Here is a 20,717-nt window from a genome sequence, read left to right on the forward strand (position 1 = left end):
AGCCTGTGGAAAACTTCACCAGCCGCTTACCCGAACCTCCTCCGACCAGGTCGAAAAGGCCGGCCCGGGCCCGTTGTCAGTGGCGGGGTGCAGACTCGTCCCCATGACTGATCTGCGCAAGAGCGTCGAGAGTTTCTGGGCCTTCGCCGAGGCCCGCGACTGGACCGCGTTCGCGGACACCCTGGCCGAGGACGTCGTCTACACCCTGCCGCAGACCCGCGAACGCATCAGCGGACGGGAGCGGTTCGTCGAGTTCAACCGTGAGTATCCGGGCGACTGGCATCTGCGGGTCGAGCGGATCGTCGCCGAACCGGGCCAGGTCGTCACCTGGGCCCACTTCACGGTGGGTCTGGAGGAGATGTACGCCATCACGTTCTTCACCGGGGACGAGAGCGGCCGTATATCCGTCATCACCGACTTCTGGCCGGAGCCGTACGAGCCCCCGGCGGGCCGGGAGCACCTGACGGAGAGGTTGTGACCGTTCCTAAAGACTGAGCGGGAGTGAGTCCTGTTGCCAGGATTCATGCTCAGCCGAACGCCCCGAACGGTGTTGGGCGTTCTGGTTGCCCGCATTCACTCCGCGGTCCGGCGGCACGGATCGTGTCCGTGGTCCGGGGATACGGGGGCGGGGTCCCTCACGCCCGGGGACGTCCGGTCGGGCCTGGACGGTCCGATGCCCCACACGATCACTCCGGTCGTGTGGGGGCGGTGTCGTCCGTCGCCGGATCGGGTGTCCCTGGGCGCGCCGTCCGATCGCCACGGCGGCAGCCTCGTGGCGGGTGGCCTTCCTGTTTTCGTGGGTGAGGGGCTTTTGCCAGTGCTGGGCGCCCCATCTGGAGGTGTAGGCCGGGTCCACGGCGATGATCGTGATGCCGGTCTGGTCGGCCATCGAGGTCAGCCGGGCGCGGAGCCGGCCGGTGGACATGCCGGAGATCAACTGCCTGAACCGCTTGCGGCGGCCGTGCTTCTCACGGGTCTTCTCGGCACCGAAGTCCAGGTCCTCCACCGCGATGGCCTGCACCCCGCAGGATCGGGCCCAGTGCAGCAGCCGGGTGAGGGCGTGGCGGACCTGGGCATCCCGGTGCCCGGCGGTGCCCGTGAGGTCGTAGCAGAAGCGGCGGGGATGGCCGGTCGGGTTGCCGTGGGCGTCCAGGCGCCAGGCGGCGAGGTGGTCGGCGTTCATATCGACGCCGATCACGCCGTGCGCGAGGGCTGCGGTGATCGGGACGTTCGTCGCCACCGGGATCTGCCAGGCGGCCGTCACGTACCAGCGCACCCGGCCGGTGTCGTAATGGATGCGGTAGGCGACCGCGCGGTTCGCCGCCACCCGGTCCGCCCACTCGGTGCCGCGGTGCGGGAAGTGGACCCGGCACGCGAGGACGTACCGGCCGTGCGGGGCGTTGGCCAGATGCGCGAGTGGGGCCGGGAGCTTGATGCTCACCTCGCCGTCCGGGCTGACGCGGATCGTCTCGTTGCCGTGCCGCTTGCCGGACTCGCCGTCCGCCTGCAGGAACCAGCGCGACGCCTCCCATCGGCGGCGCCAGTCGGCCTCGGTCAGCTGCGCGTCAGACAGGTGATGGCGGGTGCGGGCCAGGTGCTTGCCGCCGCGTACGACGTGCACGATGCCGGCCTTCCAGTCGGTGCGCTCACGTTCCAGCCGGTCTTCGAGGACGCGCAGGCGGCGGGCCTTGGCGTGCCACTCCCGCTTGCTCCGATAGCCGCCGGGCGTTTGCTTGGAGCCCTTTTCGCCGACCGGCAGCGACAGCCGGTGCGCGATCGTCCGGATGCCCGCCTCAAGGCACTGGATGTGGTCGAGCTGGCCGCGCCGGGCGAGTGCCCACTGATCGTGGGTGGCCTTGGTGAGCGACCCGGCCCACCGGGAGGACGACTCGGGTGTCAGGCCCCGCTTGCGGGCCGCCCACGTCTGCGCGCCGTGCCCCAGACCGTCCGCGCACCGCACCCTCAGATCCCGGGAAGCAAGCGAACCAAGGTGCGCGCCCACCAGCGCGAGGACCTTCTCATCGGCGGGCGTGAGCTGCTTGAGCCGGGTCCGGACGGCCACCCCCGAAGGACCGGGCACGACAAACGACGCTGCAAGCTCCCGCAACCCTCCCACCCCCACCCTCCAAACGGCCCCTCGAAAACCCGCTCATCACACCCAACGAGCCCCACTTGGAAAGGTCACACATTCGACGAACGAACGCCGATTCCCCTCCCGGGACGACAACACCCAGCCACCCACCAAGACCCTCCGCCCTCACTCACACTCGCCAGAACGCACTCATACCCAGTCACACCCCAGCAGTTCCCAACCCCGCGCCCCGGCGCCCCTGCGCGGCCCCGTACCGTGGGAGTGTGTACCGGTTTCTGCTGACACCCCGCTGGTTTGGCATCAACGTCTTCGTGCTGCTCGCCATCCCGTTCTGCATCTTCATGGGGTCGTGGCAGCTGAGCCGGTTCGAGGACCGGATGACGGCGAGCCGGGACGCCGAGCAGCAGGTCACCACGGACGCGCGGGAGGCCGCGCGACCGCTGGCCGAGCTGCTGCCGGTGGACCAGGTGACCTCCGGCAAGCAGGCCACCGCGACCGGGCGCTATGACAAGCAGTTGCTCGTCCCCGACCGGCAACTGGGCGACCGCGAGGGCTACTACGTCCTGACGCTGCTGCGCACGGACAGCGGCAAGGCCCTGCCCGTGGTCCGGGGCTGGCTGCCGGGCACCCCCGATCCGGCGAAGGCCCCGGCCGCGCCGAAGGGCGAGGTCACCGTCACCGGTGCGCTGCAGGCGTCGGAGACCCCCGGCGACAACGGCGTCAGTGCCCAGGGCGGTCTTCCGGCCGGGCAGACCGCGGCGATCAGCGCGGCCTCGCTGATCAACCTCGTGCCGTACGGCGTGTACGACGCGTGGGTCACCCTCAACACCGGTGACTCCGGGATGAAGGCCGTACCGGCGACCGCGCCCGCCGACAGCGGGCTGGACCTCAAGGCCTTCCAGAACCTCGGCTACACCGGCGAGTGGTTCGTCTTCGCCGGCTTCGTGGTCTTCATGTGGTTCCGCCTGCTGCGCCGCGAGGTGGAGTTCATCCGGGACGCGGAACTGGGGATCCTCCCGGACGACGAACAGCAGGAGCGGGACCAGGAGCAGCCCCAGGAGAAGGCGAGCGCCTGAATCCGAGCGTCCCCCGACGCCCGTTCACCCGCCCCGTCGAAGCCCGTTCAGGCCGTCACGACGACGTGAGCAGGCCCGTCCAGTACACGACCCCCGCGCACGCGTTGGACACCGTCGTCGACACCGACGGTCCGCCGCCCTCCGCCGTGTTCGTCACCAGGACGCTCCCGTCGGTCGTGCCGTCCTCCGTGAGGAGCTGGGTGGAGGTGCCGGTGTCGCCGCCGGTGGAGGAGCCCTCGCTGGAGGAGGCGTCCGGGGAGGTCGTGGGATCGGGGCTGGGGTCGGTCGAGGGTTCCGAGGTGGGGCACGTCTCGGTCGGCACCCAGGCGAACTTCACGTCGTAGGAGGAACCCGGCTGCAGCAGCAGCTGGGCGACCTCCTGGGACGGGTCGGGCAGCCCGGCCGACGCCACGTCGCCGGAGACATGCCGCAAAGCGCTGATCTTGCTCGCGTCGGCCGCGCCCTGAGCGGCCGGAGTCACGATGCCGGGACCGGAGACCGTACAGGCGGCGGTGGAACCGTTGGTGATGTGGAACGTGCCGTAGACCGTCCCGGAGGCGTCGGGCACCGCGGTGGTCGCCGTCGGTGTGCCGAGCTGTACGGCCGTACAGACCGCGGCGCTCGCGGCGGTCGAGGTGGAGGGGTCGGTGCCGCTGCTCGCTCCGGTGCTCGCGCCCGCGGACTTGCCCTTGTCGGCGTCCTTGGACTCGCCCTTGCCCTTGTCCTCGGGCTTGCCCGCGGAACCGCCGGAGGTGGACTCGCCGCCCTCCTCCTCCTTGCCCTGGCCGGCGCCGCCCTGCGTCTGGGAGGCGTGCCCGGCGTTGGAGGTGTTGGCACTGGTGCCGGTGGAGGAGACGTGCACGACGGCGGGGATCGCGGTGCCGAAGAAGAGGGCGGCGGCCGCCATGCCGACGACGGCCTGTCGCTTGCGCGCCCGCCGGGCGGGTACCGCCTTGCGCAGATGGTCCAGGGTGCCGTCACGCGGCTCCATCTCCTGGACCGCCTGCTGCAGCATCCGTCGCAGTGCCAGCTCGTCCGAGTCGAACTCCCCCGTGGAGCTCAGATCGTCGGGGCCGTGATTCACAGTTCCGTTCCCAGCGTGCGATTGCTTGTGCTCTTGCTGCGCCGCCCAGGTCGGCTCGTGGCGGCCGTCCCGTGTCGGCTCATGGCGCCGCTCCTCAGGATCCGAACTCACACCGGCTCCTCCATCGCGATCCGAAGCGCGGCGATCCCGCGGGAGCCGTACGCCTTCACGGAGCCCAGGGAGATACCGAGAGTGTCGGCGACCTGGGCCTCGGTCATGTCCGCGAAGTAGCGCAGGACCAGGACCTCGCGCTGGCGGCGCTGCAGGCCCTTCATCGCCTTGATGAGCGAGTCGCGCTCCAGCTGGTCGTACGCCCCCTCCTCCGCGCTCGCCATGTCGGGCATCGGCTTGGACAGCAGCTTGAGTCCGAGGATGCGCCGACGCAGGGCCGAGCGGGAGAGGTTGACGACCGTCTGGCGCAGGTACGCAAGGGTCTTCTCCGGGTCGCGGACGCGTTTGCGTGCCGAGTGGACGCGGATGAAGGCTTCCTGGACGACGTCCTCGCAGGAGGCGGTGTCGTCGAGCAGGAGAGCGGCGAGACCCAGCAGCGAGCGGTAGTGCGCCCGGTAGGTCTCGGTGAGGTGGTCGACGGTGGTACCGGCTGCCGCCGCTTCCTCGGCGCCGTCACGCTGACTGGGTACGCGGGCGGGCCGCGCTGCGGGCATCGGCGCGATCACCGGCATGCCACCGGGCGCCCCGGGCCTGCGGGGCCGGAGGACAGCCGCGCCGCTCGGCGCGGCAGGGAAGTCGAGTACCTGAGCCACGACAGTTGGACACGCTCACCCCGGTGAGGGTTGTACGCAACCGTCCATCTTCTCTCAGGCAGCACAACTGACCGTGCGTCGAACGCGCTCATGCCCTACCCGCTCTTCCCCTGTGTCCTGAATGGCCGAGGCGTCCCCACGCCTCGCATGCATCCCCGCGCCCCCTGAAAGGGCGTTCGCAAAGACGCTCCCCGCCCTTCGCACGGTTGCGGAGAGCGGGGAGGAAAATCTTCGGACGCCAAGGCGCCGGGATCAAGTGGTACGGACCATTAGTCGCACCACATGTCGCACACAGATTCTACAAAGCGTTCCGGCCACGGCCAGGACTTTTCCCGTAGGCACAACTGCGTACGACAGATCCGCCACCGGACGAAGGTCACCTCAGCTCGGCCGCCACGAGCTCCGCGATCTGCGCGGTGTTGAGCGCGGCGCCCTTGCGCAAATTGTCTCCGCACACGAAGAGCTCGAGCGCGGTGGGGTCGTCGAGCGCCCGCCGCACCCGCCCCACCCAGGTGGGATCGGTGCCGACGACATCGGCGGGGGTGGGGAACTCTCCGGCCGCCGGATCGTCGAAGAGGACGACCCCGGGGGCGGTCGCGAGGATCTCGCGCGCCTTGCGGACGGTGACCTCGCCCTCGAAGCGGGCGTGGACAGTAAGGGAGTGCACGGTGACCACCGGGACCCGCACACAGGTCACGGCGACCGGCAGCGCGGGCAGGCCCAGGATCTTGCGGGACTCGTCCCGCACCTTCATCTCCTCCGAGGACCAGCCGTCCTCGCGCAGGGAACCGGCCCACGGTACGACGTTGAGGGCGACCGGCTCCGGGAACGGCCCGGTGTGGTCGCCGATGGCCCGCCGTACGTCACCTGGGTGCGTCCCGAGTTCGGTGCCCGCGACCATGGACAGCTGCCGCCTCAGGGTCTCGACACCCGCCCGGCCCGCACCGCTCACCGCCTGGTACGAGGACACCACCAGCTCCCGCAGCCCGAACTCGGCGTGCAGCGCGCCCAGGGCCACGATCATGGAGAGGGTCGTGCAGTTGGGGTTGGCGATGATCCCGCGCGGCCGCATCCGGGCCGCGTGCGGATTTACCTCGGGGACGACCAGGGGCACGTCCGGGTCCATCCGGAAGGCGCCGGAGTTGTCCACGACGACGGCACCGCGGGCGGCGGCGACCGGCGCCCACTGCGCGGCCACCTCGTCGGGTACGTCGAACATGGCGACGTCGACCCCGTCGAAGGCCTCCTCCGACAGGGCCACGACCTCGACCTGCTCCCCGCGCACGGCCAGCTTGCGGCCGGCCGAGCGCGGAGAGGCGATCAGTCGGATCTCGCCCCAGATGTCCGCGTGCTGGGACAGGATCTGGAGCATGACCGTGCCGACGGCTCCGGTCGCGCCCACGACCGCGAGCGTCGGACGAAGGGTCATCGCCCGGTGCCTCCGTAGACCACGGCCTCGTCGCTGTCGGAGTCGAGACCGAAGGCGCTGTGCACGGCGCGGACCGCCTCGGGCACGTCGTCGGCGCGGGTGACGACCGAGATACGGATCTCGGAGGTCGAGATCAGCTCGATGTTGACGCCGGCGTCGGACAGGGCGGTGAAGAAGTCGGCCGTGACACCGGGGTTGGTCTTCATGCCCGCGCCCACGAGCGAGATCTTGCCGATCTGGTCGTCGTAGCGCAGCGAGTCGAAGCCGATGCCGGCCTTGTTCTTCTCCAGGGCGTCGATGGCCTTGCGGCCCTCTGCCTTGGGGAGCGTGAAGGAGATGTCCGTCAGCCCGGTGGAGGCGGCGGAGACGTTCTGCACGATCATGTCGATGTTGATCTCGGCGTCCGCGATCGTGCGGAAGATGACCGCGGCCTCACCCGGCTTGTCCGGCACGCCGACGACCGTGACCTTGGCCTCGGAGGTGTCGTGCGCGACACCGGAGATGATGGCCTGCTCCACCGGCTTGTCCCCTTGCTCGATCGGCTCACTGCTGACCCACGTGCCCTGCAGCCCGCTGAAGGACGACCGGACGTGGATCGGGATGTTGTAGCGGCGGGCGTACTCCACACAGCGGTGGAGCAGCACCTTGGAGCCGGAGGCCGCGAGCTCCAGCATGTCCTCGAAGGAGATCCAGTCGATCTTCTTCGCCTTCGTCACCACGCGCGGGTCGGCGGTGAACACGCCGTCGACGTCGGTGTAGATCTCGCACACCTCGGCGTCGAGCGCGGCGGCGAGCGCGACGGCCGTGGTGTCGGAGCCACCGCGCCCGAGGGTGGTGATGTCCTTCTTGTCCTGGCTGACGCCCTGGAAGCCGGCGACGATGGCGATGTTGCCCTCGTCGAGGGCCGTGCGGATCCGGCCCGGCGTGACGTCGATGATCCGGGCTTTGTTGTGGACCGAGTCGGTGATGACGCCTGCCTGGCTGCCGGTGAAGGACTGGGCCTCGTGGCCCAGGTTTTTGATCGCCATGGCCAGCAGCGCCATGGAGATACGCTCTCCGGCGGTCAGCAGCATGTCGAACTCACGCCCGGCAGGCATAGGAGATACCTGCTCGGCGAGATCGATCAGCTCGTCCGTCGTGTCGCCCATCGCGGAAACGACGACGACCACCTGGTGGCCGTTCTTCTTCGCTTCGACGATTCGCTTGGCGACGCGCTTGATGCCTTCGGCATCGGCTACGGAGGAGCCTCCGTACTTCTGCACGACAAGGCCCACGTGCGCTCCTCGCTCAGTCCGTGTGTGTCGGCTCAGTTTAACGAGCACCCGATTTTCACCTCTGCGGTATCGCATCGTGAGACATCGCGAGGTTCGGACACCCAGGTCAGCGCATGCCCATCCGGAGACCTCGGGAAAAGTGCACCGCGTCACACGACGATGTGGGGTCCATGTGACAGCTGTGAATTAAGTTTCAAGCATTAGGGTGCGACTGTGCGCGTACTCCTGGTGGAAGACGATGAACCGGTCGCCCAGTCCCTGAGACGTGGTCTGGTCCGGTACGGGTTCGAGGTCGAGTGGGTCTCCACCGGCGGTGCCGCGCTGAGCCACGAGGGCCCCTACGACGTCGTACTCCTGGATCTCGGTCTGCCCGACACCGACGGCCTCGATGTGTGCAAGGCACTGCGCGAGCGCGGTGACGTGCCGATCATCGTGATCAGCGCGCGCAGCGACGAGACGGACCGGGTGGTCGGCCTGGAGCTCGGCGCCGACGACTACGTGTCCAAGCCGTTCGGGGTCCGTGAGGTCATCGCACGGATACGAGCCGTGATGCGGCGCGCCCAGCCCCGTGGCGAGGCGGCCGCGGCGGGCCCCGACACATACGGCTCCCGCCTCACCATCGACCGCAAGGCCGCCCGGGTCCGCCTCGACGGCGAGGAGGTGTCCCTGGCGCCCAAGGAGTACGGCCTGCTGTCCTTCCTCACCGAGGAGCCGGGTGCGCTGATGTCGCGCGAGCAGATCATGGAGGCGGTCTGGGACGCGAACTGGTTCGGGCCGACCAAGACACTGGACGTGCATGTGGCGGCGCTGCGGCGCAAGCTCGCAGGGGCGGTCGTCATCGAGGCGGTCCGGGGAGTGGGCTTCCGGCTGGAGATCGCCGCGGACGACGGGGTTTCATGAACCGGCAGCTCATCCGGAGCTACATCCTGCTGGTCGCGGTGGCCATCTTCCTGTTCACCGTCCCGGTCGCCTTCACGCTCACCAAGCAGTTGCGGGACGACACCAGGCAGTCGGTCCTGCGCGAGGCGAACACCATGGCGCTGCTGCTCGGCAACGGTGACAGGGCCTCGTGCGAGGCGCTGACCAAGGTGGCCAAGGCGTACCGCGACGTCGAGGTGACCCCCACCGCCGACTGTGACCCGAAGCTGCCGACCCCCACCCCGGACGCGGCGCTGACCCGGGCCCTGGAGAAGAACGAGCCGACGACCGACTGGGGTTCGGACTTCGTGTGGGGCAAGCATCTGAAGGTCACCGTGCCCGCCGAGGGCGACGCCGCCGTACGGATCGTCTACTCGACCTCGGACATGACCAGGCGGCTGTGGCAGATCTGGGGCTTCCGGGCCGCTCTCGCCGTGCTGGTGCTGGCCGCGGCCGCCGCGATCGGGGCGTACGCCGCCCGCCGTATCACCGCCCCTCTGCGCGAACTCAACGCGATGGCCAGCAAGTTCAGCGACGGCGACCTGACCGCGCGGTCCCCGGTGACGGGCCCGCCGGAGACGCAGACGCTCGCCCGCACCCTGAACCAGGGCGCGGAACGCCTGGACACACTGGTGGCCTCGCAGCGGATCTTCGTGGCGGACGCGTCGCATCAACTGCGGACGCCCTTGACCGCGTTGCGGCTGTCGCTGGACAACATCGCGGACGGCGTGGACGACGAGTTCGTACGGGAGGACGTGGAGCAGGCGACAGCGGAAGTGGTCCGTATGAGCCGTCTGGTCAACGGCCTTCTCGTGCTCGCCCGTGCCGAGGCGAAGGTGACCGCCGCGGAGCCGCTGCCGCTCAGGGAGATCGTGGACGAACGGCTGACGGTGTGGAGGCCGGCCGCCGACGAGCGCGGAGTCACCATCGCGCTCAGGGGGAGTGTTGTCGACGACCGGCCGTCTGTGCTGGCCAGCCCCGGTCATCTCGACCAGGTGCTGGACAACGTGCTCTCGAACGCCCTGGAGGTCTCGCCGGACGGCGGGCGGATCACCGTCGAGGTCGAGTCCCGGGCGGACACCGTGGTGCTGTCCGTGCTCGACGAGGGACCCGGCATGTCCGACGCCGACAAGTCCCGCGCCTTCGACCGCTTCTGGCGCGGTCAGGGCCTGACCGGACGCTCCGGCTCGGGTCTTGGCCTCGCCGTCGTCAAACAGCTGGTGACCGACGACGGCGGGACCGTGGCGCTGGCGGACGCACCGGGGGGCGGGCTGAAGGTGGAGATCAGCCTTCGGGCATCGCCGAGGAGTGGTGGTTGACGATCTTCCACTGGCCGCCCCGCTTCTCGTACTCGTACGTGTAGCGGGCCTCGACGACGCGCTTGGCGCCGGTGTCCGGGTCGGTGAGCGTGAACTCGTAGACGCCGGTGTCGATCGCGGAGTCGCTGTCGAGGACCTTGACGATCGTCTGGACCTTCTTGCCGGCCGGCTTGTTCTCCAGGAAGTGCTGGAAGTAGTCGACGATGCCGGCGCGGTCGGTGCGGACCTTGTTGGAGACGGTGGGCAGGAGGACCGCGTCCTCGGCGTACAGGTCCGCCACCTTCTCGGAGTCACCGGTCTGCAGGGCCGCGTTCCAGGTGGTGAACAGGCCCGCGATCGCCGTCTTGGTGGGCTTCTTCGGGGCGTCCGTCCCGGCGGTGGCGGCGACGGTACCGACGGTTCCCACAGCGACGATCGCGGTCGCGGTGACTATGGCTGCGCGCTTGGTCATGGAACGACGGGTCATCGCTGTCTCCAGTGCGGTGAGAGGCTGTGCTCTGAACTGACTCCAGACTCTCTTTGCGCTGGTTAGGGCCCGTGCAGCCGAGATACAGGGGAGAGACAGGGACTCCCCAATTCACGCACCGTGCCCGCTCGGTCGCTGTCCGCGCAGAAGGCTGACCCCGGCACCGAGCGACACCACACCCATTCCGACGGCGGTCATGACGCCCTGCGCTCCGTCCACGACGAACGGCGCGGCCGCGGCGACGACCAGGTTGAAGAGGAAGAGGAACCAGAGGACGGGGGTCGAGGAGAGCAGGGCCTTCATGGCATTTTCCTTCGGTACGGAGTGGTTGACCTGGTGAGATCAACGATCCCGTTTCCGGCGGTCGGTCACGAGGGAGTGTTCTCCCGAACCTGGGGTGGAGTGAGGTACACCATGACCGTGACGGAAGATGTGCTTCTGACGGGCATCGTGCTGCTCGGCTCCTCGGTGCAGTGGCTCACGGGAATGGGCTTCGCCCTGGTCGCCGTGCCCGCGCTCATCCTGCTGCTCGGCCCGGCACAAGGAGTCGCCCTGGCCAACTGCGCCGCCGGGGCGATCTGTCTCGTGGGATTGGCCGGCGGGTGGCGGCTGGTACGGCCGCGGGCGATGCTGCCCCTGTGTGCGGCGGCGGCCTGCACGGTCCCGGCGGGCACCTGGGTGACCCACCGACTCCCCCAGCCCTGGCTCCTGTTGGTCATGGGCGGGCTGGTGACAGCGGCGGTGCTCCTCGTCATGCGGGGTGCCCGGGTGGCCGCTCTGCGCGGCACCCGAGGCGCCGTGTTCGCGGGTGCGGCGGGCGGGTTCATGAACTCCGCGGCGGGGGTGGGCGGTCCGCCGTTCTCGCTCTACGCCGTCAACGCGGGCTGGACGGTACGGGAGTTCGTCCCGAACGCGATGTTCTACGGCGTGATCGTGAACGCGTTCTCGGTGGCGTCGAACGGGGTGCCGGGGCTCCGTGGAGTGCAGTGGGTTCTGGTGATCGGGGCGATGGGGGCGGGCGGGCTGGTCGGCAGGTGGCTCGCTTCCCGGATACCGGAGAGGCGGGCCCGCCTGCTGGTGCTGTTGCTGGCCCTGACGGGCGGGATCACGGCCGTGGGAAAGGGACTGTGGGGCCTGTGAAGCCTCTCCTGGCCCCGCAGCCGATGCGGATCACAGCCGCCCCCCGAACAGCGCCACCAGCCCATGGTCCGGTTCCGCGCTCACGGTCTCCTCGCCTGCGGCGACGATCGTGTACGTGCGGGCCAGGAAGCGCGTCAGGTCCGGCGTGGCGAATCTGAGGACGGCCATGCCCTGAGATGCGTGGAACTCGACGTACGTGTGGGCCGAACCGGCCGGGCGGACGCGGACGTTGCCGATGCCCGCCGGGGCGCGCAGCCCCTCGCCCAGCAGCACTCTCGCGAAGGTCCACGTCGTGGCCTCGCCGTCGACCGTGACGTGGGGCGGGAAGTCGATGTGCACGGCCGGCGGGTCGGCGGAGGTGTAGCGCAGGGTCGCGGGGATCGCGAGTTCCTGGTCCGTGGCCGTGATCAGGCGGGCGCCTGTGGGTTGCTGGAGGGTGACGTGCACGAGGGGCTCCAAGTCGGCGGGGGCACGGACCGGGGATGGCCGTTGTGCAGTGAGACCACCCCAGGTGCCCGCGCATTACGCCGTTCCAGACGCCTTCTCGTATGACCCGCGTCACATGGAGGCTACTTCGGGGATCGCAGCCCCAACGGAGCCGCGATCTCCTCCACCATCACCTTGCCCGCCTCGAACTCCAGCGTCTCGTCACCGATCGCCTGGTCGGTGTCGAGGCCGTCCAGTTCCTCCAGGGGCTGGTTCAGGCGCACATGGGCCACGACCGACTGGAGCGCGCGCAGCGTCGCCGACGCCGTGGAGCCCCAGTTGGAGAAGTACGAGAACTGCCACCACCACAGCGCCTCCGAGGTGCGGCCCGCGCGGTAGTGGGCCATGCCGTGGCGCAGGTCGGTGATGACGTCGGTCAGGTCGTCGGAGATACGGGCCGGGACCGGGGCCTTGCGGGGCTCGTAGGGGTCGAAGACCTCGGAGTAGACGTCGATCGGGTCCAGCAGCCGGGCGAGGTTCTCGCGGAGTTCGTCCACGTCGGCGTCCGGGCCCGTGTCGGGCTCGTAGCGCTCGTCGGGGACGATGTCCTCGTGGGCGCCCAGACGTCCGCCGGCCAGCAGGATCTGGGAGACCTCCAGGAGGAGGAAGGGGACGGCCGAGTCGGGTTCGTCGCCCTTCGCCACCTCCATGACGGCCACCAGGAAGCTCTCGACCTGGTCGGCGATCTGGACCGCGAAGTCGTCGGGGTCCTGGGCAGTCGCGTGCAGTGTGGCGTCAGACATCTAGGAGTCGTCTCCCCTCGAAGGCGCGGCCGAGGGTCACCTCGTCCGCGTATTCCAGGTCGCCACCCACCGGGAGGCCGCTGGCCAGGCGGGTGACCTTGAGGCCCATGGGCTTGATCATGCGGGCGAGGTACGTCGCTGTGGCCTCGCCCTCCAGGTTCGGGTCGGTGGCCAGAATCAGCTCCGTGACCGTCCCGTCGGCCAACCGCGCGAGAAGTTCTCGTATCCGCAGGTCGTCCGGACCGACACCTTCGATCGGGCTGATCGCGCCGCCCAGGACGTGGTACTTGCCACGGAACTCACGGGTGCGCTCGATGGCGACCACGTCCTTCGGCTCCTCCACCACACAGATGACGGAGAGGTCGCGGCGGGTGTCGCGGCAGATGTTGCACAGCTCTTCCTGGGCCACGTTGCCGCAGGTCGCGCAGAAGCGGACCTTCGCCTTGACCTCCATCAGGCACTGCGCGAGGCGCCGTACGTCCGTCGGCTCCGCCTGGAGGATGTGGAAGGCGATCCGCTGGGCGCTCTTGGGACCGACGCCGGGGAGCCGCCCCAGTTCGTCGATGAGGTCCTGAACAACGCCTTCGTACAACGGACTGCCGTCCTTCCTGGGGTTCCTTGCAGTACGTACGCTAGTTGGCCGATGCCCGCCAAAGAAAGACGGGCACGGTGAAAGACCCGCCCCTCGCCTAGAAAGGCAGCCCGGGGATACCGCTGCCGCCGCCGAGGCCCTGGGCGAGCGGGCCGAGCTTCTGCTGCTGGAGGGTCTGGGCGTTCTCGTTGGCCGCCTGGACCGCCGCCACGATCAGGTCGGCGAGGGTCTCGGTGTCCTCGGGGTCCACCGCCTTCGGGTCGATCTTCAGCGCGCGCAGTTCTCCGGCGCCGGTGACGGTGGCCTTCACCAGACCGCCGCCCGCCTGGCCGTCGACCTCGGTCCTGCCGAGTTCCTCCTGCGCGTTCGCCAGGTCCTGCTGCATCTTCTGGGCCTGCTGGAGCAGCTGCTGCATGTTGGGCTGGCCACCACCGGGGATCACGATCAGCTCCTGTGCTTTTCGCCTTGGTCTTCCGTCTGTGACGAGCCTACGTGTTCCACGTGGCCGTCGCCCCAGCACTCTTTCGAGTGAGTTGACGTAGTGGCCTATACCTGATCAAGGCCCTCTTCCGAGCGGAAAAGTCACCAAAGAACCCCCTTCGCCACCCATTGGGCGGTAGGAAGGGTCCGGCACATCAGCATCAGGCGTCACGCAGGGTGACCGATCAGTAGGGAGCGCCGGGTGGGTCAGCCGGAGATGCAGCCCGAGGGCCTGCCCCAGGACGGGCGGGCCGATCTGGCCGGGCGGACGTTTCCGCTCGGGGACTGGGGCGAGCCCGCCGTGCGGCTGGACGAGCTGTACCGGTGGGTGGAACACGGGGCGCTGGAGACGGCGGCCTGGTATCTCGCGGACCGGGTGTGGAAGCGACGGGGCGCGCGGGCCCTGCGGAGCGGGGCCGCGGCGGGGGCGGTGACCGGGGCCGTGCTGCCCTTGTTGGATCTGACGGGGGTGGCGGGAGCCGGGGTCGCGGCCTGGGGTTATCTCGGACTGCTGCTCGGTGTGGCCTGCGTCGCCGTCGACCGGTACTTCGGGGTGACCTCCGGCTGGATAAGGGACGTGGCCACCGCGCAGGCCGTCCAGCGCCGTCTCCTGGCATTGCAGTTCGACTGGGCCTCGGAGAGTGTGCGGGAGGTGCTCGGGCCGACGGAGGGCACGGCGGCGGAGGCGACCGAGCGCTGCCTGGGGGTTCTGCGCCGCTTCTCGGAGGACGTGACGGAGCTGATCCGGGTGGAGACCGCCGACTGGATCGTGGAGTTCCGGAACGGGTCGACTCCCATGGGGATCCAGGGGGCGGTGACGTCCGGGGGACGGCAGGACCCGGGTGCCGCCCAGGGCCGGTTTCCCCTGCCCCCGGGCCCGCCCGCCCGCCCGAACATGCCCAGGCAGCGGCCGCCCGAGCCCAGGTGACCCTCACGCGGGAGGGGACTTCAGGGCGAGGGCGGAGCCGAGGGAGCCGTCGGCGCCGCTTGGGGGCCGTCGCCCAGGACGGCGTAGACCGTGCCGCCGGCACCCACGGCGACCACCAGTGCGACGGCGACGAGGGCCGCCGTCACGGAACGACTGCGGTGCGTCGCTTCCTCCTCCGGCTCCGGCACGTACGGGGTCAGGTACGTGCGGGGCGAATGGCGTTCCCGCGAGTGGTGGTGTTCAGGTTCGGCAGAGGCGTGTTCCTCCGGCTCCTCCATCGCAGGCCCTCCCCCGAGACCGCACACCTGCCCGACAAAGACCAGTGTCTACATCTGTCCGTCCCCCGTCGAGATCTGATCGAGCACCTTGGACAGCCGCTCCAACATCCCTACGGCTTCGGCGAGTTCGGACTCCCCGAAGGCCTCCGCGAGCCGGTCGGCGAAGGCCGCGTGGCCCGGGCCGATCCGCCGCACGGCGGCCAGTCCCTCCTCCGTCGGCGCGAGGAGCTTGGCGCGCCGGTGGGCGGGGTTGGGCCGGTACTCGGCCAGCCCCCGCTCCACCAGCAGATCGGCGATCCGCTGCACGCTCTGCCGGGTGATGCCCATCTCCCGGGCGATCCCGGCGACCGGCAGCGGCTGCCCGAGCACCGCGCCGAGCACCTGCCACCAGGCGGCGGTGAGCCCGGACGGCCCGGCCAACTCCTCGGCGACGGTGAGGAACTGACCGTTGAGCCGGAACACCCCGAGCGCGCTGCGGCTGAGCAGTTCCTGCCGCTCCCGGCTCACCCGGACGCCTGCGCCTTCTCCAGCACGGCGTACGCCTCGGCGTCGGAGTCGTGGAACAGCCGGTACCAGGCGTCCAGCACCTCGCCGTCGTACACCCCGAGCAACCGGAAGATCTCCCGGGCGAACGCCACCGGCTCGGTGGGTCCGGCGGTGATCAGCCCGCGGTCGGTCACGGCGTCCGCGTCGACGTACCGCTCGCCGCCGCCGTACCCCGTGGCCGCCAGGTAGAAGGACACGGCACTGGTGTGCTCCCGGTCGTCCAGCAGCCCCTCTCGCGCGAGCCCCACGGTGGCCCCGCAGATCGCGGCGACGGGAACCCCGGCGTCGACGAACTCCCGCGCCTTGCGGGCGAAGGGGGCGAGGTCGTCGCCTGCGTCCCAGAGATCGGCGCCCGGCAGGATCAGCAGGGAGCTCTCGGACGGCCGTACGTCGTCCAGGGCGCACGCGGGCTGCACCCGCAGGCCACCGATGGAGGTCACCGGCTCACGCGAGGGTCCGGCGGTCCGGATCTCGTACCCGGCGCGGGCGAGATAGGCGGTGGCGTGTCCTGTCTCCCAGTCGGCGTAGGTGTCGTACACGGCGAGATGCACGGGCTTGCGGCTCATGGCTGCCTCCTCGGGCCCTGGGGCCTTGCGTTCCGGCCAGATGACAACATGCTGTCATTTCGACAGCAAACTGTCAATGGCGGAGCCCTGGACAACCTGTCGTGGAAAGCCGCCGTCCACAGACAGGACGCCCATACCGCTTCCGCATCGCGGACATTTACGCTCACCGGCATGACCCCTCAGCCACACCCCGAGGTCGGCGCCGCCGTGAAGGCCGCGGACCGTGCTCATGTGTTCCACTCCTGGTCCGCGCAGGAGCTCATCGACCCGCTCGCCGTCGCCGGCGCGGAGGGGTCGTACTTCTGGGACTACGACGGGAACCGCTATCTCGACTTCACCAGCGGGCTCGTCTACACCAACATCGGCTACCAGCATCCGAAGGTCGTCGCCGCGATACAGGAGCAGGCGGCCACGCTGACGACGTTCGCGCCCGCCTTCGCCATCGAGGCGCGCTCGGAGGCGGCCCGGCTGATCGCCGAGCGGACGCCCGGGGACCTGGACAAGATCTTCTTCACCAACGCCGGTGCCGACGCCGTCGAGCACGCCGTCCGGATGGCCCGGCTGCACACCGGGCGGGCCAAGGTGCTGTCCGCCTACCGGTCGTACCACGGTGGCACCCAGCAGGCCGTCAACCTCACCGGGGATCCGCGGCGCTGGGCCTCCGACAGCGCCTCCGCCGGGGTCGTGCACTTCTGGGCGCCCTTCCTGTACCGGTCCCGCTTCTACGCCGAGACGGAGGAGCAGGAGACCGCGCGGGCGCTGGAGCACCTGGAGACGACCATCGCCTTCGAGGGCCCGGCCGCCGTCGCCGCGATCATCCTGGAGACCATCCCGGGCACCGCGGGGATCATGGTCCCGCCACCCGGCTACCTCGCCGGTGTCCGCGAGATCTGCGACAAGTACGGGATCGTCTTCATCCTGGACGAGGTCATGGCCGGGTTCGGGCGCACCGGCGAGTGGTTCGCCGCCGACCTGTTCGACGTCACCCCGGACCTGATGACCTTCGCCAAGGGCGTCAACAGCGGATACGTGCCGCTCGGCGGGGTCGCCATCTCCGGCGCCGTCGCGGAGACCTTCGGCAAGCGGCCGTACCCCGGTGGCCTCACCTACTCCGGGCACCCCCTCGCCTGTGCCGCCGCCGTCGCGACGATCAACGTCATGGCGGAGGAGGGCGTCATCGACAACGCCAAGCACCTCGGTACGGCCGTCCTGGAGCCCGCGCTCCGGGAGCTCGCCGAGCGGCACCCGAGCGTCGGCGAGGTGCGCGGTGTCGGCATGTTCTGGGCGCTGGAGCTCGTGAAGAACAGGGAGACCCGCGAGCCGCTCGTGCCGTACAACGCGGCGGGTGAGGCGAACGCGCCGATGGCCGCGTTCGGGGCCGCCGCGAAGAAGCAGGGCATCTGGCCCTTCGTCAACATGAACCGGACGCATGTGGTGCCGCCGTGCAACGTCAGCGAGGCGGAGCTCAAGGAGGGGCTGGCCGCGCTGGACAGCGCGCTCTCCGTGGCGGACGAGTACACGGAGTAAGCACTCCCCGCCTTCGAACGCGTAAGGTGGCGTGCTCGTAGACATATGTACGAGCACGCCATCTGCACCTGCGCGAGGGAGGCGCCCGACGATGCCCGGCAGCAGCAACGGTTCCGTCACCCGCAGTACGCTGCGGCAGCAGATCGCGGACGCGCTGCGGGACGAGGTGCTGGCCGGGCGGCTCCAGCCGGGCCAGGAGTTCACGGTGAAGGAGATCGCCGAGCAGTACGGCGTCTCCGCCACCCCGGTCCGCGAGGCGCTCGTCGATCTGTCGGCGCAGGGGCTCCTGGAGGCCGACCAGCACCGCGGCTTCCATGTGCACGAGTACTCCCTCGACGACTTCCGCGGCATGATCGAAGCCCGCAGCCTGGTCACGGACGGCATGTTCCAGGCGCTCGACGCCGGCCACCGCATCTTCCAGGAGCTCGACGAGCCCCGGACCGCCGCGGCCGTGGCGGGCGTCCGGCGGCGCGGCGAGGAGGCCCAGCGGGCCGCCGTCGCGGGCGACCTGACCGTACTGATCGGCTACGACCTGCGCTTCTGGCGCGAGCTGAGCGTCCTGTTCGGCAACCCCTACCTCGCCGACTTCCTGCACCGGCTGCGTGTGCAGACCTGGGTGTGCACGGTCCAGCACCTGCGCCGGCTCACCGATCTGCGCGGCAGCCTGTGGTCCGGGCACCCCGAGGTCGCCGACGCCCTGTACCGGCGGGACACCGCGACCGCCCGCAAGCTCCTCACCGCCTACAACGGCCACTATCTGACCCTCATCGAGGGCCTCACCGCCGACTGAGCGCTTCCGGCACGGGTAAGGGACCAGCACAACCCGCACGAAGGGCCCCGACCCGGCACTTCAGCGACTACCCTTCCCTGACCACTGTGTGAAGACATCCGCGCACCGCGAGTATCCGAGGAGCTGTCTTTTGGCCTGTGACCTGTGGCTGGTCCCGCTCGTCGACGTGTTGTGCCACACCCCGGACAACCCGTTCGCCGAGGAACTCGCGCAATACAACAAGGTGCTCGCCGAGGCCGGGTTGCCGCCGGTGCCGGTGTACCAATACATGCCGGGCCTGTCCGGCGAGGTCGCCCCGGTGGCCGGGTTCGACTACGACGCCCTGCATTTCCTGCGCCGCGCCTATCTGCTCCAGGTCTGCGGGCTCCCGGTCACCCCGGTCGACGAACTCGGCGGTGACTACGAGCAGTTGCTGGAGATGTTCGAGTCGACGGCTCAGCAGTCCCATCTGGTCTGGCACTACGACCACGCGGGCGCGTACGTCCCCGTCGACTTCCCGCACCCGTTGGCGAGCGAGGAACTCCTCGCGGGCGGCGGCCCGTTGGGCTCCTCGCAGACCCTGCTGCGGGAGCTGGAGTTCGTGGCCCCGGTGATCGGCATCGACCCGGCCAACCCCCCGGCGCCCCCCGAGCCGCCGCGCGCTCCCACGGAACTGGAGGAGCCGGCCGTCCCCGCGCCGTACGACCCCAGCCCCTTCTCCCGTGAACGCCACGTCTGGCTGGGCCTGCACGCGGCGGCGACCCGGAGTCTCGCCCAGGGCTCGATGATCATCTTCAGCTGATGGTCAGCGCCCCAGCTGGGAGAGCCCCTTCTGCACGTCCTCGTAGTTCATCACCGGGGTGTAGGTGATCTTGGCTCCCAGGTTCATGAAGAACGGCTCACTGATCACCGGCATCTGTGAGCTGTCCTGCATGTCGAAGACCAGGTAGGCGGTGCGCTGACCGTTCTCGGAGGTGAAGTAGGCCGCTTCGGGCTTGATCTGTTCCATCGACTGCTCGATCAGCTTCGGCAGGGTGCCGTGGCTGATGGCCTCGTTCGCCTTCTCCGTGTCCATGGACACCTTGAGCAGTACGCGCATCGCACTCACCTTCTCCAGATCGACGCACAGAGATGCACGATTCCAGAATATGCCCGTATGCGGCATTTCTTCCTGGCTACTCCCGCGGGAGCAGCCGCACGGCCTCCCCCGGTGCGACGCCGGCCGCCGCCTCCGCGCCCAGGCTGGGGTCATCCACGAGTCATCCATGAGGGGAGACCGCGATGATCCTGGTGACCGGGGCGACGGGCCATGTGGGGAGCGAGCTGGTACGGCGGCTCGCGGCGGCCGGGGAGCCGGTGCGCGCGATGACCCGGCGGCCGGCGGAGGCCCGGTTCCCCGCCGGCGCCGAGGCGGTGTACGGCGACGCGGCGGACCCGGAGAGCCTTGCCGCGGCCTTCGCGGGCGTGGACGGGGTCTTCCTGATGTCGGCGCAGGCGGTGGGTACGGCCCCCGAGCCCACCCATGACCTCGCACTCGCCGAGGCGGCGGCACGGGCGGGAGTACGGCGGGTCGTGAAGCTGTCCACGCTGGACGGCGGGACGGGCGACGACCCGATCGCCCGCTGGCAGCGCACGGCGGAGGCGGCGGTGACCGACCCGGCCCGCGGTTTCGCCTGGACCCTGCTGCGCCCGGGCCGTTTCATGTCCAACGCCCTTCAGTGGGCCGGGCAGTTGCGGACCGGCGACGAGGTGGCGATCCCCTTCGCGGACCGCCCGGCGGCGAGCATCGACCCGGCGGACCTGGCGGAGATCGCGGCACTGGCACTCAGCACCGGCGAACACACGGGTGCCGTCCACGAGTTGAGCGGCCCGCAGTCCCTCACCCCCACGGAGGAGCTGGCGGTTCTCGGCGAGATCCTGGGCCGCGGCCTGCGCGTACGCTCCGTCCCGGTCGAAGCCGCCCGTGCCGGGATGTCGCGCTACGGCTTCCCTCCAGAGGTCGTCGACGCCATCATGCGGCGCACCCTGGACGGCGACCGGGGTTCGGAGGTGCTGCCGACGGTCGAGAAGGTACTGGGGCGCCCGGCACGGACGTTCGCCCAGTGGGCGCGAGCGCACGCGGGGGAGTTCCCGAGGCCCTAGGTACCTCCCGCGAAGAGGATGAGTACCGCGACTCAGGCGGCGGTCGCGGGGGCCGGGCATCGTGGGCATCACCGACGCACCGACCGACCACCTGGGGG

25 protein-coding genes are annotated in these 20,717 nt (G+C 70.0%); 10 read left to right on the forward strand and 15 right to left on the reverse strand.

What is annotated here, in order from left to right; all coding sequences use genetic code 11:
- Window positions 1–103 precede the first annotated feature (103 nt).
- Window positions 104–478, forward strand: a complete 375-nt coding sequence (locus tag RNB18_RS06555; RefSeq protein WP_311713196.1) for a nuclear transport factor 2 family protein — start codon at window positions 104–106, stop codon at window positions 476–478.
- 6 nt (window positions 479–484) lie between these two features.
- Here RNB18_RS06555 and RNB18_RS06560 read toward each other — a convergent pair whose 3' ends face one another.
- Window positions 485–2,080, reverse strand: coding sequence for a transposase (locus tag RNB18_RS06560; RefSeq protein WP_311713197.1), 1,596 nt, complete (start codon window positions 2,078–2,080; stop codon window positions 485–487).
- Window positions 2,081–2,355: 275 nt separating this feature from the next.
- Here RNB18_RS06560 and RNB18_RS06565 point away from each other — a divergent pair, with 275 nt between their 5' ends.
- The gene (locus RNB18_RS06565; RefSeq protein WP_311713198.1) at window positions 2,356–3,168 is read left to right on the forward strand and encodes an SURF1 family protein; all 813 of its coding nucleotides are present in this window, start codon (window positions 2,356–2,358) and stop codon (window positions 3,166–3,168) included.
- Between the two features lie 55 nt (window positions 3,169–3,223).
- Here RNB18_RS06565 and RNB18_RS06570 read toward each other — a convergent pair whose 3' ends face one another.
- From RNB18_RS06570 to RNB18_RS06585, 4 genes are all read right to left on the reverse strand, one after another.
- Window positions 3,224–4,252, reverse strand: a complete 1,029-nt coding sequence (locus tag RNB18_RS06570) for a hypothetical protein (protein WP_311713199.1) — start codon at window positions 4,250–4,252, stop codon at window positions 3,224–3,226.
- Window positions 4,253–4,359: 107 nt separating this feature from the next.
- Entirely contained in the window at window positions 4,360–5,016 is a 657-nt protein-coding gene (locus tag RNB18_RS06575; RefSeq protein WP_311713200.1) for a SigE family RNA polymerase sigma factor, read from the reverse strand.
- Window positions 5,017–5,392: 376 nt separating this feature from the next.
- Complete coding sequence (locus tag RNB18_RS06580; RefSeq protein WP_311713201.1) at window positions 5,393–6,445, reverse strand: aspartate-semialdehyde dehydrogenase; 1,053 nt, start codon at window positions 6,443–6,445, stop codon at window positions 5,393–5,395.
- Window positions 6,442–7,719 carry an aspartate kinase gene (locus tag RNB18_RS06585; protein ID WP_057612334.1) on the reverse strand — a complete coding sequence of 426 codons (1,278 nt, stop codon included), beginning with the start codon at window positions 7,717–7,719 and terminating at the stop codon, window positions 6,442–6,444. Before RNB18_RS06585 ends, RNB18_RS06580 begins: the two co-directional genes overlap by 4 nt.
- Window positions 7,720–7,932: 213 nt before the next feature.
- Here RNB18_RS06585 and RNB18_RS06590 point away from each other — a divergent pair, with 213 nt between their 5' ends.
- Window positions 7,933–8,619, forward strand: coding sequence for a response regulator transcription factor (locus RNB18_RS06590; RefSeq protein WP_057612335.1), 687 nt, complete (start codon window positions 7,933–7,935; stop codon window positions 8,617–8,619).
- A complete protein-coding gene (locus RNB18_RS06595; protein ID WP_311713202.1) occupies window positions 8,616–9,956 on the forward strand; it encodes a sensor histidine kinase in 1,341 nt (446 codons plus the stop codon). Before RNB18_RS06590 ends, RNB18_RS06595 begins: the two co-directional genes overlap by 4 nt.
- Here RNB18_RS06595 and RNB18_RS06600 read toward each other — a convergent pair.
- Both RNB18_RS06600 and RNB18_RS06605 read right to left on the reverse strand, forming a co-directional pair.
- Entirely contained in the window at window positions 9,922–10,422 is a 501-nt protein-coding gene (locus RNB18_RS06600; protein WP_311713203.1) for an SgcJ/EcaC family oxidoreductase, read from the reverse strand. The two genes, RNB18_RS06595 and RNB18_RS06600, sit on opposite strands and share 35 nt — an antisense overlap.
- A 111-nt stretch (window positions 10,423–10,533) precedes the next feature.
- Window positions 10,534–10,725, reverse strand: coding sequence for a hypothetical protein (locus RNB18_RS06605; protein WP_311713204.1), 192 nt, complete (start codon window positions 10,723–10,725; stop codon window positions 10,534–10,536).
- A gap of 111 nt (window positions 10,726–10,836) precedes the next feature.
- Here RNB18_RS06605 and RNB18_RS06610 point away from each other — a divergent pair, with 111 nt between their 5' ends.
- Window positions 10,837–11,562 carry a sulfite exporter TauE/SafE family protein gene (locus RNB18_RS06610; RefSeq protein WP_311713205.1) on the forward strand — a complete coding sequence of 242 codons (726 nt, stop codon included), beginning with the start codon at window positions 10,837–10,839 and terminating at the stop codon, window positions 11,560–11,562.
- 30 nt (window positions 11,563–11,592) lie between these two features.
- On the opposite strand, the gene RNB18_RS06615 is transcribed toward RNB18_RS06610, so the two are convergent.
- The 4 genes from RNB18_RS06615 to RNB18_RS06630 form a co-directional block, all read right to left on the reverse strand.
- A complete protein-coding gene (locus RNB18_RS06615; protein WP_311713206.1) occupies window positions 11,593–12,009 on the reverse strand; it encodes an SsgA family sporulation/cell division regulator in 417 nt (138 codons plus the stop codon).
- A gap of 122 nt (window positions 12,010–12,131) precedes the next feature.
- A complete protein-coding gene (locus RNB18_RS06620) occupies window positions 12,132–12,791 on the reverse strand; it encodes a DUF5063 domain-containing protein (protein ID WP_311713207.1) in 660 nt (219 codons plus the stop codon).
- Window positions 12,784–13,383, reverse strand: a complete 600-nt coding sequence (gene recR, locus RNB18_RS06625; protein WP_020124031.1) for a recombination mediator RecR — start codon at window positions 13,381–13,383, stop codon at window positions 12,784–12,786. Before recR ends, RNB18_RS06620 begins: the two co-directional genes overlap by 8 nt.
- Window positions 13,384–13,480: 97 nt before the next feature.
- Window positions 13,481–13,825 (reverse strand): YbaB/EbfC family nucleoid-associated protein, encoded by a 345-nt coding sequence (locus tag RNB18_RS06630; protein ID WP_069764530.1) that lies wholly within the window; start codon window positions 13,823–13,825, stop codon window positions 13,481–13,483.
- Between the two features lie 240 nt (window positions 13,826–14,065).
- Between RNB18_RS06630 and RNB18_RS06635 the strand changes: the two genes are divergently transcribed.
- Window positions 14,066–14,791, forward strand: a complete 726-nt coding sequence (locus tag RNB18_RS06635; protein ID WP_311713208.1) for an SLATT domain-containing protein — start codon at window positions 14,066–14,068, stop codon at window positions 14,789–14,791.
- A 20-nt stretch (window positions 14,792–14,811) separates the two neighbouring features.
- Here RNB18_RS06635 and RNB18_RS06640 read toward each other — a convergent pair whose 3' ends face one another.
- The 3 genes from RNB18_RS06640 to RNB18_RS06650 are packed head-to-tail and all read right to left on the reverse strand — an operon-like array spanning window position 14,812 to window position 16,181.
- Complete coding sequence (locus RNB18_RS06640; protein ID WP_311713209.1) at window positions 14,812–15,069, reverse strand: hypothetical protein; 258 nt, start codon at window positions 15,067–15,069, stop codon at window positions 14,812–14,814.
- A 48-nt stretch (window positions 15,070–15,117) separates the two neighbouring features.
- Window positions 15,118–15,576 carry a MarR family winged helix-turn-helix transcriptional regulator gene (locus RNB18_RS06645; protein WP_311713210.1) on the reverse strand — a complete coding sequence of 153 codons (459 nt, stop codon included), beginning with the start codon at window positions 15,574–15,576 and terminating at the stop codon, window positions 15,118–15,120.
- Window positions 15,573–16,181 carry a type 1 glutamine amidotransferase family protein gene (locus RNB18_RS06650; RefSeq protein ID WP_311713211.1) on the reverse strand — a complete coding sequence of 203 codons (609 nt, stop codon included), beginning with the start codon at window positions 16,179–16,181 and terminating at the stop codon, window positions 15,573–15,575. The genes RNB18_RS06645 and RNB18_RS06650 overlap by 4 nt, the downstream gene beginning before the upstream one ends.
- A gap of 171 nt (window positions 16,182–16,352) precedes the next feature.
- Between RNB18_RS06650 and RNB18_RS06655 the strand changes: the two genes are divergently transcribed.
- The 3 genes from RNB18_RS06655 to RNB18_RS06665 all read left to right on the forward strand — a co-directional run bounded on the left by RNB18_RS06655 (window position 16,353) and on the right by RNB18_RS06665 (window position 19,279).
- Window positions 16,353–17,708: an aspartate aminotransferase family protein gene (locus tag RNB18_RS06655; RefSeq protein ID WP_311713212.1), complete on the forward strand. Its 1,356-nt coding sequence runs from the start codon at window positions 16,353–16,355 to the stop codon at window positions 17,706–17,708.
- 91 nt (window positions 17,709–17,799) lie between these two features.
- The gene (locus RNB18_RS06660) at window positions 17,800–18,498 is read left to right on the forward strand and encodes a GntR family transcriptional regulator (RefSeq protein ID WP_057612348.1); all 699 of its coding nucleotides are present in this window, start codon (window positions 17,800–17,802) and stop codon (window positions 18,496–18,498) included.
- A gap of 130 nt (window positions 18,499–18,628) precedes the next feature.
- Window positions 18,629–19,279: a hypothetical protein gene (locus RNB18_RS06665; RefSeq protein WP_311713213.1), complete on the forward strand. Its 651-nt coding sequence runs from the start codon at window positions 18,629–18,631 to the stop codon at window positions 19,277–19,279.
- 3 nt (window positions 19,280–19,282) lie between these two features.
- Here the strand turns inward: RNB18_RS06665 and RNB18_RS06670 are convergent, their stop codons facing one another.
- Complete coding sequence (locus tag RNB18_RS06670) at window positions 19,283–19,576, reverse strand: hypothetical protein (RefSeq protein ID WP_311713214.1); 294 nt, start codon at window positions 19,574–19,576, stop codon at window positions 19,283–19,285.
- A 182-nt stretch (window positions 19,577–19,758) separates the two neighbouring features.
- Here RNB18_RS06670 and RNB18_RS06675 point away from each other — a divergent pair, with 182 nt between their 5' ends.
- Window positions 19,759–20,619: an NAD(P)H-binding protein gene (locus RNB18_RS06675; protein WP_311713215.1), complete on the forward strand. Its 861-nt coding sequence runs from the start codon at window positions 19,759–19,761 to the stop codon at window positions 20,617–20,619.
- Window positions 20,620–20,717 lie beyond the last annotated feature (98 nt).

It is taken from the genome of Streptomyces doebereineriae (assembly GCF_031845645.1).
Lineage (GTDB): Bacteria > Actinomycetota > Actinomycetes > Streptomycetales > Streptomycetaceae > Streptomyces > Streptomyces canus.

Excerpts from the sequence above, each read along its gene's own strand:
- RNB18_RS06580 (WP_311713201.1), bottom strand. The coding sequence starts at position 6,445 with ATGACCCTTCGTCCGACGCTCGCGGTCGTGGGCGCGACCGGAGCCGTC.
- RNB18_RS06610 (WP_311713205.1), top strand. The coding sequence starts at position 10,837 with ATGACCGTGACGGAAGATGTGCTTCTGACGGGCATCGTGCTGCTCGGC.
- RNB18_RS06555 (WP_311713196.1), top strand. The coding sequence starts at position 104 with ATGACTGATCTGCGCAAGAGCGTCGAGAGTTTCTGGGCCTTCGCCGAG.
- RNB18_RS06620 (WP_311713207.1), bottom strand. The coding sequence starts at position 12,791 with ATGTCTGACGCCACACTGCACGCGACTGCCCAGGACCCCGACGACTTC.
- RNB18_RS06640 (WP_311713209.1), bottom strand. The coding sequence starts at position 15,069 with ATGGAGGAGCCGGAGGAACACGCCTCTGCCGAACCTGAACACCACCAC.
- RNB18_RS06605 (WP_311713204.1), bottom strand. The coding sequence starts at position 10,725 with ATGAAGGCCCTGCTCTCCTCGACCCCCGTCCTCTGGTTCCTCTTCCTC.
- RNB18_RS06595 (WP_311713202.1), top strand. The coding sequence starts at position 8,616 with ATGAACCGGCAGCTCATCCGGAGCTACATCCTGCTGGTCGCGGTGGCC.
- RNB18_RS06660 (WP_057612348.1), top strand. The coding sequence starts at position 17,800 with ATGCCCGGCAGCAGCAACGGTTCCGTCACCCGCAGTACGCTGCGGCAG.
- RNB18_RS06670 (WP_311713214.1), bottom strand. The coding sequence starts at position 19,576 with ATGCGCGTACTGCTCAAGGTGTCCATGGACACGGAGAAGGCGAACGAG.
- RNB18_RS06675 (WP_311713215.1), top strand. The coding sequence starts at position 19,759 with ATGATCCTGGTGACCGGGGCGACGGGCCATGTGGGGAGCGAGCTGGTA.
- RNB18_RS06600 (WP_311713203.1), bottom strand. The coding sequence starts at position 10,422 with ATGACCCGTCGTTCCATGACCAAGCGCGCAGCCATAGTCACCGCGACC.
- RNB18_RS06650 (WP_311713211.1), bottom strand. The coding sequence starts at position 16,181 with ATGAGCCGCAAGCCCGTGCATCTCGCCGTGTACGACACCTACGCCGAC.
- RNB18_RS06655 (WP_311713212.1), top strand. The coding sequence starts at position 16,353 with ATGACCCCTCAGCCACACCCCGAGGTCGGCGCCGCCGTGAAGGCCGCG.